At 66.3% G+C, this 11,007-nt stretch carries 10 protein-coding genes and 1 pseudogene; 4 read left to right on the forward strand and 7 right to left on the reverse strand.

Features of this window, described 5'->3' with window-relative positions:
• Together DBR20_RS23535 and DBR20_RS19940 are read left to right on the forward strand one after the other, a co-directional pair.
• Nucleotides 1-277 (forward strand): C40 family peptidase (locus DBR20_RS23535; RefSeq protein ID WP_258223441.1); only part of this gene is annotated, 277 nt, incomplete at its 5' end.
• 231 nt (nucleotides 278-508) lie between these two features.
• On the forward strand, nucleotides 509-1,861 hold the full coding sequence (locus DBR20_RS19940; RefSeq protein WP_108267938.1) for a sigma-54 dependent transcriptional regulator: 1,353 nt from the start codon (nucleotides 509-511) through the stop codon (nucleotides 1,859-1,861).
• 44 nt (nucleotides 1,862-1,905) lie between these two features.
• Here DBR20_RS19940 and DBR20_RS19945 read toward each other — a convergent pair whose 3' ends face one another.
• From DBR20_RS19945 to DBR20_RS19975, 7 genes are all read right to left on the reverse strand, one after another.
• A complete protein-coding gene (locus DBR20_RS19945) occupies nucleotides 1,906-3,195 on the reverse strand; it encodes a transporter (protein ID WP_108267924.1) in 1,290 nt (429 codons plus the stop codon).
• 45 nt (nucleotides 3,196-3,240) lie between these two features.
• On the reverse strand, nucleotides 3,241-3,993 hold the full coding sequence (locus tag DBR20_RS19950) for a hypothetical protein (protein ID WP_108267926.1): 753 nt from the start codon (nucleotides 3,991-3,993) through the stop codon (nucleotides 3,241-3,243).
• 13 nt (nucleotides 3,994-4,006) lie between these two features.
• Nucleotides 4,007-4,711, reverse strand: a complete 705-nt coding sequence (locus tag DBR20_RS19955; RefSeq protein WP_100461139.1) for a C39 family peptidase — start codon at nucleotides 4,709-4,711, stop codon at nucleotides 4,007-4,009.
• Between the two features lie 140 nt (nucleotides 4,712-4,851).
• Nucleotides 4,852-6,234, reverse strand: coding sequence for an adhesin (locus tag DBR20_RS19960; RefSeq protein WP_108267928.1), 1,383 nt, complete (start codon nucleotides 6,232-6,234; stop codon nucleotides 4,852-4,854).
• 44 nt (nucleotides 6,235-6,278) lie between these two features.
• Complete coding sequence (locus tag DBR20_RS19965; protein WP_108267930.1) at nucleotides 6,279-6,893, reverse strand: hypothetical protein; 615 nt, start codon at nucleotides 6,891-6,893, stop codon at nucleotides 6,279-6,281.
• Nucleotides 6,890-7,429 carry a hypothetical protein gene (locus DBR20_RS19970; protein WP_108267932.1) on the reverse strand — a complete coding sequence of 180 codons (540 nt, stop codon included), beginning with the start codon at nucleotides 7,427-7,429 and terminating at the stop codon, nucleotides 6,890-6,892. The genes DBR20_RS19965 and DBR20_RS19970 overlap by 4 nt, the downstream gene beginning before the upstream one ends.
• A gap of 230 nt (nucleotides 7,430-7,659) precedes the next feature.
• Nucleotides 7,660-8,994 (reverse strand): dicarboxylate/amino acid:cation symporter, encoded by a 1,335-nt coding sequence (locus DBR20_RS19975; RefSeq protein ID WP_025876066.1) that lies wholly within the window; start codon nucleotides 8,992-8,994, stop codon nucleotides 7,660-7,662.
• Nucleotides 8,995-9,148: 154 nt separating this feature from the next.
• On the opposite strand from DBR20_RS19975, the gene DBR20_RS19980 reads away from it, so the two are divergent.
• Nucleotides 9,149-10,855, forward strand: coding sequence for an alkaline phosphatase (locus tag DBR20_RS19980; RefSeq protein ID WP_108267934.1), 1,707 nt, complete (start codon nucleotides 9,149-9,151; stop codon nucleotides 10,853-10,855).
• Nucleotides 10,852-11,007, forward strand: a pseudogene (locus DBR20_RS23540) (WG repeat-containing protein); the annotation flags it as partial. The gene DBR20_RS19980 and the pseudogene DBR20_RS23540, both read left to right, overlap by 4 nt.

An 11,007-nucleotide genomic window follows, 5' to 3' on the forward strand; every position in this document is an offset into this window, starting at 1 on the left:
TTATGTGTTCCGCTCGGCCCTGGGCATCGAGCTGCCGCGCGTCTCGCGTGAAATGGCGCATGACGCCAATGCCGAACTGATCAACGACCGCGCCGCCCTGGCCGCAGGCGATCTGGTGTTCTTCGGCCGCAAGGGCCGGGTCGACCACGTCGGCATCTATGTGGGCGATGGTCGCTTCCTGCATGCCCCGAGCACCGGCAAGGACGTCCGCGTCGACACCCTGCTCAGTGGCTACTGGGGCAACAAGTTCATGCAGGCCCGCCGGGTCGACCTCTGATTCGAGGCCGTCCGCGCGTGACCTGACAAGCCGCTGCCCTGCAGCGGCTTTTTTGTTGGCTCATTGGGCTGGCGATGGCCGCTGGTCGACGCATGCTGCGTTGGTCATTGATGTCACGGTCCTGTTGGGCCGCAACCGGCCACCCACGTGTGGCCGCAGCATCCCGGCGTGGGGCGGCACACCGATGATGACCTGTCAGCCGCCCGCGTTGCCCGGATGCTGGGGGAAGGCATGGCGGCAAGCCTGGAGATTCCATCGCGCTGCGTGATCTGGTTCGGCCAGCCACCGGCAGCCGAACGCGGCGCGCTGGCGGCCGCCGGATGGCAACTGCGCTGTGTCAGCCCTGCGCCTGCCATGGCCATTGGCCTACGTGGCCGCGATCACCTGGTCGCCGTGGTCGACCTTCGTCATCTGGATGCAGAGGCGGCGCAGTTGCTGCTGCCGTGGATCGAGCAGCACCAACACCTGCCGTGGTTGGCCGTGCTGCCCGCGGGCTTGGGCAGCCCTCCTCCCGCCTGGGGGGCACTGCTGCGGGCCTGCCAGGATCAGTTCTCGCTACCGCTGGAGCTGCCCGACCTGCTGTCGGCAATGCAGCGCCAGTGCGACGGCGATGACCTGCCACTTGCCGCGGTCCACAAGGGTGGCGGTCTTCCAGCACTGATCGGCAACAGCGCCCCCTTGCTGGCCGTCCGCACTGCCCTGCACAAATTTGCCCCGGTCGAACTGCCGGTGCTGGTAACGGGCGAGACCGGCACCGGCAAGGAGCTGGCCGCGCAGGCGCTGCATGCGCTGTCCGGGCGTGCGGGGAAGCCCTTCCTGGCAGTGAACTGCGGCGCCATTCCCGCCAACCTGGTCCAGTCCGAACTGTTCGGTCACGAGCGTGGTGCTTTCACTGGCGCCTCCCAGCGTCGCATCGGCCTGTTCGAAACAGCCCATGGCGGCACCGTATTCCTCGATGAGGTCGGCGACCTGCCTGCGGATGCGCAGACCAGTCTGCTGCGGGTGCTGCAGGAGGGCACGCTGGAACGGGTGGGCAGCAACCAGCCACTGCGGGTGGATGTGCGCGTGCTGGCGGCCACCCATGTCGAACTGGAACAGGCGGTCGCCCAGGGCCGCTTCCGGCGCGATCTCTACTACCGCCTCAATGTGCTGCGCCTGCCGATGCCATCACTGCGCGAACGCGGCGCCGATGTCCTGCTGCTGGCCGAACACTTCCTGCGCGCATTCCGCCAGCGTCATGCCGGCCGTGCGCGTGGCTTTGATTCCGGCGCGCACCAGGCGATGCGCGGGTTCGACTGGCCGGGCAACGTGCGCGAACTGTTGAACCGGGTACAGCGGGCGGCGATCGTGGCGGAGGGAGAGCTGATCAGCGCGGCCGACCTGGATCTGGCCGAACCCGATGCGCCCGCACGGCGTGCGCTGCTGCAGGATGCGCGTGGCCAGGTGGAGCGCGATGTACTGCTGCAGGCCCTGCGCCAACATGGCTACAACGTGTCGGCGTGCGCGCGGCACATGCAGATCTCGCGGGTGACGGTCTATCGGTTGTGCCGCAAACATCATCTTGAGCTGCCGGCGCAGCGCTGACCGCTGACGGCCTGGAGCAGCCGGGCATGGCCCGGCTGTCCCGCTTACAACATGTACGGCACCTTGAACGCCAGCGTGAAGTCCGGCGCATCCGGGGTCAGGCCGATGCCCAGCATCGTCACCAGCGTGGTGTGCTGGTTCAACGCGTAGGTCACGCCGAGATTGAGCGACGCCGCATTGGCATCGCTGCCGATCACCTTCACCCATTCACCGCCCTTGAACCGCGTCGAGGCACGCGTGCTGATCTTGTCGCTGAAGGAAATGCTCAGGCTGGTGCGCTCGTTGAACGCGAATGCCACGCCGGCACCGAAGTACACCGAACCGCCCAGCTTCACGTCACCGGGGTTGACCGTATCCGGGTTGCTGTCGATATCGCTGAAGCCGCGCGGGAACGAATGGATGTAGCCGGCGTTGGCGAACAGGATGGCCGGATCGGCGGTCTTCACCATCGATACGCCCAGGTTGGCCTGCCACACACCGTTGCCGGTCGGCTGTTCCTGCGGCACCGCGAAGCGGATGTAATCATCATCGTCGCGTTCGATCACTTTCCAGTCCAGGCCGTAGGGTGCGCGTCCGGTCGGCGCGGTAACACCACCGGTCAGCACCGTCTCCGGGCGCCAGCCGCGTTCGGCGAACAGCCGGTAATTGGCACTCAGGCTGACATCGCCGATGCCACTGCCGTTGGTTTCTTCCTGCGCGATCGCCGCTGCTGCACCGCCGGCACCGCCCTTCTGGTAGACCGTGCGTCGCGCCAGGTACGGCACGTCCAGGTTCAAGGTGAGATTGGGGCTGACGCCCCAGCGCGCGGCCAGGTTGTAGGTCAGCGAATCGGATTCGACGTTCTCGATCGCGATGTTGCCGAGGAAGATCGCATCCAGGGCGAGGAACCCGTTGAGGGTGAGTTGCTTGCGGTCATAGCGCGCATAGGTGAGGCCGTTCTCGATGGTGAACCGGCGCGAGAACAACGCCGCCTGCTGCTGCTTGACGTCGTCCACGCTGCGCCGTGCCTCCTGCTTGGCCTGCTGTGCCTCGGCCGCGCTGCTGGCATAGCCTTCGCTGCTGGGCGGAACGGCGGATGCTGCAGCGGGCGCCAACGGCGCTGCGGGCGTCGTACCGGGGCCTGCGCGACCGCTCAGCCGCGCCTGCATCGCCTGCACCTGCATGTCCAGTTCGCGCAGGCGGCGTACCTCCTGTGCGTAATTGGCCTTGAGCTGTTCCAGTTGCGCGATCAGTGCCTGCATGTCGGCGCCGTCACTGGGCGCAGGCTGCTGGGCGAAGGCAGTGGCCGCCAGCGCCGCCAGCGCCAGCGGAGTAAGCCGGAAGAGAGTGTGCATGTCGGTGACCTGCGTTGTACGTCGATTCCCCCTGACCAGGCCGTGTTACTGGCCTGGGCCCATGCCGCGGTTCATCCCGATCGCCTGGGCCACGTTCTGGCTCAAGGGCAGGTTGTTGGCCGCGGTGTTGCGTACCAGTTCCAGCTGCAGCCGGTTGCTGGCGGTCTGTCCATCTCCGGCCAAGGCAATGCCCTGCCCCACACTGCCGTTGCGGATCCACTGCTGTACCAGGCTCTGCCCGTCGACCTGCAGCAGCAGGCGCGCCTGGTTGCCATCAAGCATGGCCGTGGCGGTGGCGCCACCCTGCTGTGCCTGCGCCATGCGGCTGCCGTCGTCGGTCATCGCTGTTGGCACCGCGCCATCACGCACGGTCAGCGTGGTCACGTTGCGCGCGGTGTTGCCATCGCCGGCTACCTGCACGCTCTGCACCAGTCCACTGGCATTGGCCAGGCCGGCACTGTCGATGCTGCGCCCTGTCGTGGTCGGCAACGGTGCGTCAGCGGCGGTGACGTGGACGCTCGGCTGGAAACTCAACTTCGGTGTTCCGCCATTGCGGAAATCCATGCCCAGGGTCAGCGCGCCCTGCACCACCGCACCGTTGGGGCCCTGCCACTGCGAAATCATCGTCACCCCGAACCAGGCCACGTTGTTGCCACCGACGGTGTAGCGGCCACGCATCAGGTTCAGTTCGGGATCGGGTATTTCCTTCAGGCCACGCCCCGGTGCACCGTCCGCCGCCATCAACGGCGACACCGACAGCATCAGCAGCAGGGCGAGTACTACACGTTGGCATTGCATGATCGTGCCTCCTTCAGAACAGGTCGGCGTGGCTGAAGCCGAAGTCGACCAGTTCGGCATCGGTGATCGGTCCCTGCCGCGCATACAACGCGCGGGCACTGGGCCGTTCGCTGGGTTGCAGCAGCGCCGTATTGCGATCGAAGTCGCTGCCGATCACGACGAAAACGGCGCGTGACGGCCAGGCGGCGCTGAACTCGGCCAGCGACAGGCTGCGGTTGCCCAGGATCGGGTCGGCCACTTCCACCACGCCGTCGCGCACCTGCTTGAGCACCACGAAATGCCGGAAGCCGCGTACATCCATCAGCACCAGTCCAGGAACCCGCAACGTGCGCAGTCGCGATTCATCGATGCGATAGCCGCGTCCACGCATGCCCAGCGATTCGACATAGCGTTTGATGTCCAACAGCGAGAAACCGCGTTCCTTGACCAGCTGTGGATCGGATACCCCCATCATTCCCTCGATCACCGTCGCCTCGGTGGTGTCCAGGTGGTAGGCATAACGCAGGATGGTGGCCAGAGCGGCCGCCCCGCAGCTGTAGTCGGTGTGCTGCCGCACCAGGTTGCGATAACGCCGCTCCTGCATGCTTTCCACCTTCTGCTGCAGCAGCGCGCCATTGGGCAGCACCCCGCTGAACACCACCTCGCCTGCCCAGCCAGATGCGCTGGTCAACAGCAGCAGGCAGGGCAGCAAACGCAACCACCAGCGATGACCGGCCATGCTGTTCTCCACGAGAAGGAAGGAGCCCCTGCCCCAAGGGGGAGGAGGGACAGGGGCTCCCGGGGGAACCCGGCCATTGGCGGATGACCGGGCTTGTTGCGCTCAACGCAGGTTCGCTGCGAAAGCGGTCACACCGTGGATCACTCGCCGCCGCCGGTCCCACCGCCAGTGCTCGGCTGCGCCACGGCCAATGCCAGGCTGTTGGCCTGCAGGTTGCCGGTACCCGATGCCACGTTCACGCCGATGTTGCCGGACGCGCCGGAGAACGCGCTGCCGGACAGTGCCGAGGTGTTGGTCGCATTGACGTTCACCCAGCGGGTGGTGCTGACCGTGCCACTGAGGCTGGCATACAGGTCGGCCACGCCCAGCTCGACGAACTGGCTGGTGCCGCTTTCACGCGTATCGAAGCCCAGGCCACCCACTCCCGGCCGGTTCGGGTTCATCGTTGCGTTCTGGATCTCGTTGTCCAGATCGATGTGCCCGGTCGCGTTGCCACCCGGATGCGGCAGATCGCCACTCCACGTATCGAGGTAGTAGTTGGCCATCTGGTAGGCATTGCCGGTGCCGCGATAGGTACCGGCACCCACGGCCAGGGTACCGCCAGCGACGCGACCGCTCAGGCCGACCTGCACCGTATCGGTGTAGGACTGCACGAAGCCGGCGTTGGACACGGTGTTGCCGGTGGACACCTGGTTGGAGCTGATGCTCGACTGCGCCATCGCACTGGTGGCTACCGATGCAGCAAGTGCGTTCTTCTGCTCGTTGTTGTTGCCCGAAGCGATGTTCACACCGATGTTGCCCGATGCACCGCCGAAGGCATTGCCACCGAGGCCAGCGGCGTTGGTGACGCCGGAGTTCATGGTGGTGTTGCCGAAGCCGGCCTGGTTGACGAACACCTCGGCGTCGGCCATGCCGAAGCTGAAGGAGGCATCCGCCGCCGACAGCGAAGCAGCATTGTCCTGCGCGTTGTTGTCGCCAGCCACCACGTTGAAGCCGAGGTTGCCCGAGGCACCGGCGCCGACATCATCGGCGATCGAAGCACTGTTGGTGACCAGGCTGTTGCCGGTGAGGTTGTTGCTGATCGACTGGCGGTTGTCGATCACGGCGATGGCTGCCGAATCCAGATCGATGTCACCGCTGATGGTCGGATCGCCGGAGAAGTTGATGTCCGAACTCAGCCGCAGGTCCTTCTCGAGGTTCACGTCGACGCCGTGGTTGTTCTTTTCCTTGCGCTCGTCGGCCTGGATGTTGCTGTTCTTCTGCACCTGCTCGTTGACGTTCACCGTGCGGTTGCGGGTCACGTTCGAGGTGTCGGTGTTGTTGCGTACGGTGGTGTTGCTGCGGGTCCAGTTGCGGACTTCGTTGTCGGTGTGGTTGTGCGTGTCGTTGCGCGTTTCGGTCACGACGTGGTTGTGGTTGATGTTCGCATTGGCGTTCTGGTTGTCCCAGCCATTGGCCGCAGCAGCGGTCGAGGCAGTGGCAATTGCCATGGCGAGTACGGTCTTTTTGACAGTCGCTTTCATGGTGCCCTCTCTCTCATCAGGTGATTGGTTCGGGTGGGTGGTACTCACGGGTTGCCCTGCACGACCAGGCCCAGAACATTGGCCGTATCGTTTCGCGCTCCCGCGATCTGATTGAGTTGCAGGACACCGTCGAAGCCCCGCAGTGCCGTCGACGAAACGCCGACACTGCGGATACCCGCCGCAACACCGTCACCGGTATCGCCCTGCCCCCCTGCTGACGCGATGTCCGAGGCGGCCAACGCCGTGTCATCTGACTCGCGTATTCCTTGCCGGGCCAGCGTCGCGCTGACGACATTGAGCGTCGTGTTGGCGATGCCGCTGGCCTGGTTGATCGATGCAATGCCGCTGGCCCCTGCCAGCGCCTGTCCGGCGATGTGCGCGCTGGCTTCCAGTGGTGCCGGCAGCACGACATCGTTGCTGTGCTGCTGCCGTGCGGCGATGGCCACGTCGGCGCGGTCGCCGCTGGCCATGCCATGCAGGTTGGCCTGGATGTTGAGATCGCCCGCCGCCTGGTTGATGGCGATGGCACCACTGGCACCGGCCAGCGCGCGGCCGTCGATGCGGGTCACGTCGAGGTAGGCCAGCATGCCGCTGTAATCGTCGGCCAACGCTGCGGCCGGCACTACCAACAAGGCCGCCAGCAGCACTGCGCGCTTCACTTGCCACCCGCCTGCGCCGGAGCGGCCAGCGGGAACTGCGACAGTGCGCCGCGCACGGTATCGCCGATGCCGCGTGTGGTATTGCCGACCGCACCCAGCGGGCCGCTCATCGCACCGCTGAGGCTGCTGCCACTGATCATCCCCTCGCCCGAGCGGCCGAGGGTTCCGCCCAATGCCTGCTGGGTCACCCGCTCGACGGTGGTGACACCGTGCGCGTGCACGCTGCCGGACTGACCGGCGCCGAGACCGGCGTAGTCGTCCTCGCTGAGTTCATCCATGCCGCTGGCGGCGCCGCTGCTGCCAAGTGCGGCGGCGATCTCCTGTTGCGGTTTCGGATCGGCGATCAACGCCACGCCAGGCGGCGCCATGCGGTAGGCCGGGCGCGTGGCCACGTCGCGCAACAGGACGATTTCGCCAGGCTGCGCCTTCACCCCTTGCCGGGCACCCGAAGCAGCGGCCGCCAGCGGAACGGCCAGCACCAGCAGCAGCGCAAGCTGCCGGCCAGAAACAGTGATAAGGGTGGTGCTGCCGTCCATGCCGCTCTCCCGTTGCATATGCGAGGGGAGTGAGCAGCTTTCGTGCCAACACCGGGAGGCCGTCGCAGCGGGGGTTTGACGGGTAACACCGCGACGGCATGACGCCGCAGTGTTACAACTTCGTTCGGATTCCGTTCGCCTTAACGCGCAGGAAACACCACTGCGCAAGGCGCCATCGGGGCTGTATCAGCAGTGTTACAGGTACTGATACAGCCCGTTGCAGTGCCGCTTCAGGCGCGCGGCGGGCTCGGGTCGGGATCATCGATGCCGACGTTGGTGGACGGGTTGTCGTACACCGTCTGGTCGAGCAGGCCAGTTTCCTTGGCCACCAGCACCGGCACCAGCATCTGACCGGTCACATTCGTCATCGTGCGCATCATGTCCAGGATGCGGTCGATCGCGTACAGATAGCCGATGGTTTCCAGCGGCAGGTTGGCCGCGCTCAGCACCACCGTGGCCATGATCACCGCTGTACCCGGCACGCCGGCGGTACCGAAGCTGCCCAGCACCGAAGCGATCAGCACCACCACGTACTGCTCGGGCGTCAGTGGCACACCGCTGTACTGGGCGATGAACACCGCGCACAGCGCCGGATAGATCGCGCCGCAGCCGTCCATCTTGATGCTCGCGCCCAGCGGCACCGCGAACGAACCGTAGTCCTTGTTCACGCCCAGGTTGTGGGTGATCGAACGCAGCGCGACCGGCATCGCCGCGAAGCTGGACGAGCTGACGAAGGCGACCTGCATGCCCGGCGCCGCACCGCGGAAGAACTTCAGCGGATTCAACCCGTGCGCCAGCAGCAGCGCGCTGTACACCACCACGATGTGCAGCGCGCAGGCCACGTACAGCGCCAGCACGAAGTGGCCCAGCGGCAACAGCTTCTCGAAGCCATAGCTGCCGACCAGGCCGGCGATCAGGCCGAAGGTGCCGATCGGGGTGACTTCCAGCACGAAGCGGGTCACCTGGATCATGATGTCGCTCATCTGCCCGACCAGCTTGCGCGCTTCGGTCACCTTCTCGCCGAGCTTGACGATGGCAAAGCCGACAAGGCCTGCGAAGAAGATCACCGGCAGGATCGAACCACGGCCCGCCGCCAGCACGGTCTCACCGGCGGCGTTGACCTTGGTGCCGATACCCGACAGCGCGTAGAACACGTTGGACGGCACCACATCCAGCAGCACCTGCACCACGCTGGGTACTTCGCGCGGAACATAGTTGCTGGCCATCGACAGCTGCAGGCCACCGGCGCCGGGCTGCAGCACCGTACCCACGCCCAGGCCCACGCATACGGCCAGTGCGGCAGTGATGACGAACCACAGGAACGTGCGCCCGCTGAGCGCAGCGACCGATTTCTGGCCGTGCAGCGAAGAGATCGCGTTGATGACCGCGAAGAACACCAGCGGCACCGCGATCATCTTGATCAGGGTGACGTACAGCTCGCCGAGCGGGCCGAACCAGGTTTCAGCCGCCGGGCCAAGCGCCCAGCCGGCCAGCGCACCGAGCACGAAGCCACCGACCACGCGCTGCCAGAATGGAATCCGCAGCCAGGCAGAGACCAGCTTCATAGGCAATCCAAGGGGGTAGGAAGGGATACTGGCACGATAGCCCAAGGCGGGCCGCAGAACGACCGCCCACGCGGCAAATCAGTGTGTCATCGGCGTGCCTTGCGGGGCCGGGCATAATGAACGTCCCGTTACACTTTGTGAGATCCCAGCGTCCATGCGTCGTTCCGTCTCCCTGTTGGCCGCCTGCGCCACGACCCTGCTGCTCGGCGCCTGCGCCAGCACCGCTCCCGCGTCCGCCCCAGCCGGCCTGAAGGTCAGCGTCGCCCCCGTCGCCCACCCTGCCGGTGAAACCCCGCAGTGGTGGTACCGCAGCGGTGCCGCCCAGGCGGCCGCCAACGGTGCGATGGCCGGCAAGGCCAAGAACGTCATCCTGTTCCTGGGTGACGGCATGAGCCTGACCACCGTGGCCGCCTCGCGCATCTACGAAGGCCAGCAGAAGGGCGGCTCGGGCGAAGAGAACCTGTTGTCGTGGGAGCGGTTCCCGGCCACCGCGTTCAGCAAGACCTACAACACCGATTCGCAGACGCCGGATTCGGCCGGCACCATGACCGCCATCACCACCGGCGTGAAGACCCACATGGGTGCGATCGGCGTCAGTGCCGGCAGCCGCACCGACTGCGCCGACAGCCTGTCCAAGGGCCTGCTGACCTGGCTGCAGCTGGCCGACAGCGCCGGTCTGGCCACCGGCGTGGTCTCCACCGCACGCCTGACCCATGCCACGCCGGCGGCGACCTACGCGCACTCGCCCGAGCGCAACTGGGAAAACGACACTGACCTGACCGAAGCGGCCAAGGCCGCCGGCTGCAAGGACATCGCCCAGCAGCTGCTGTCGACCTCGCGCTACGGCCGCGGCCCACTGGTCGCCCTGGGCGGCGGTCGCGGTGAATTCACCACCGTGGAAGAGCGCGACCCCGAGTACGACGACAAGGTCGGCCAACGCCTGGACGGCCGCAGCCTGGTACAGGAATGGCAGCAGACGCACCCGCAGGGCGCCTACGTGTGGAACAGCAAGCAGCTGCAGGCTGCCGCCAACGCACCGGCGATTCTTGGCCTGTTCGAGCCGGACCACATGCGCTACGAGTACGAACGTCCGCAGGACCCGGCCGGTGAGCCAAGCCTGGCCGAGCTGACCGCTGCAGCGATCAAGAACCTGTCGCGCCATCAGGAAGGCTACGTGCTGATGATCGAAGGCGCGCGCATCGACCACGCCAACCACAGCGGCAACGCCTACCGTGCACTGACCGAAACCGTGGCCCTGTCCGATGCCGTGCGCGTGGCCAACGAGCTGACCTCGGCCGACGACACCCTGATCATCGTCACCGCCGACCATTCGCACACCCTGAACTTCGTCGGCTACCCGGCCCGTGGCAACCCGATCCTGGGCAAGGTGAAGGACAAGGGCGGCGAAGACGGCGCGGGCAAGCTCGACCTGGCACTGGATGGCAACGGTCAGCCCTACACCACCCTGAGCTATGCCAACGGCCCCGGCCATACCGGCACCAGCAACCAGCAGCCGGCGGGCCCGAAGCGCTACCCGCACAACCCCAGCAGCTTCGAGCCGGCCAACGGCCGCCCGAACCTGCACGATGTCGATACCGAGCATCCGGATTACATGCAGGAAGCGCTGGTCCCGATGAAGTCCGAATCGCATGGTGGCGAAGACGTCGGCATCTGGGCACGCGGCCCGGGCAGCAAGGCGATCCGCGGCACCCTGGAACAGAACGCGATCTACCACATGATCGTGCAGGCCACCCCGGCCCTGCGCGACCGCCTGTGCAAGGCCGGCACCTGCGACGACAAGGGCGTACCGGTAGAACTGCCGGCACCGGCCACCTTCGAGCGCAAGGCTGACAGCAAGTGATGGCACGGCCGGCACGCCCTGCTCTGGCCAGCCTCCGCCATGTGCGCTGGCTGGCCCTGCTGGGCGTGCTGGCCAGCACCTGTGCGTCGGCGCAGGGGCCTGTCTGCAAGGTCATGACCGAAGAACACGGGTTGTGGATGCTGCCCGGCTGC

Origin of the sequence: Stenotrophomonas sp. HMWF023 (assembly GCF_003060985.1) — a bacterium.
Taxonomy (GTDB): domain Bacteria; phylum Pseudomonadota; class Gammaproteobacteria; order Xanthomonadales; family Xanthomonadaceae; genus Stenotrophomonas; species Stenotrophomonas lactitubi.

Excerpts from the sequence above, each read along its gene's own strand:
- DBR20_RS19950 (WP_108267926.1), bottom strand. The coding sequence starts at position 3,993 with ATGCAATGCCAACGTGTAGTACTCGCCCTGCTGCTGATGCTGTCGGTG.
- DBR20_RS19945 (WP_108267924.1), bottom strand. The coding sequence starts at position 3,195 with ATGCACACTCTCTTCCGGCTTACTCCGCTGGCGCTGGCGGCGCTGGCG.
- DBR20_RS19975 (WP_025876066.1), bottom strand. The coding sequence starts at position 8,994 with ATGAAGCTGGTCTCTGCCTGGCTGCGGATTCCATTCTGGCAGCGCGTG.
- DBR20_RS19960 (WP_108267928.1), bottom strand. The coding sequence starts at position 6,234 with ATGAAAGCGACTGTCAAAAAGACCGTACTCGCCATGGCAATTGCCACT.
- DBR20_RS19940 (WP_108267938.1), top strand. The coding sequence starts at position 509 with ATGGCGGCAAGCCTGGAGATTCCATCGCGCTGCGTGATCTGGTTCGGC.
- DBR20_RS19970 (WP_108267932.1), bottom strand. The coding sequence starts at position 7,429 with ATGGACGGCAGCACCACCCTTATCACTGTTTCTGGCCGGCAGCTTGCG.
- DBR20_RS19955 (WP_100461139.1), bottom strand. The coding sequence starts at position 4,711 with ATGGCCGGTCATCGCTGGTGGTTGCGTTTGCTGCCCTGCCTGCTGCTG.
- DBR20_RS19980 (WP_108267934.1), top strand. The coding sequence starts at position 9,149 with ATGCGTCGTTCCGTCTCCCTGTTGGCCGCCTGCGCCACGACCCTGCTG.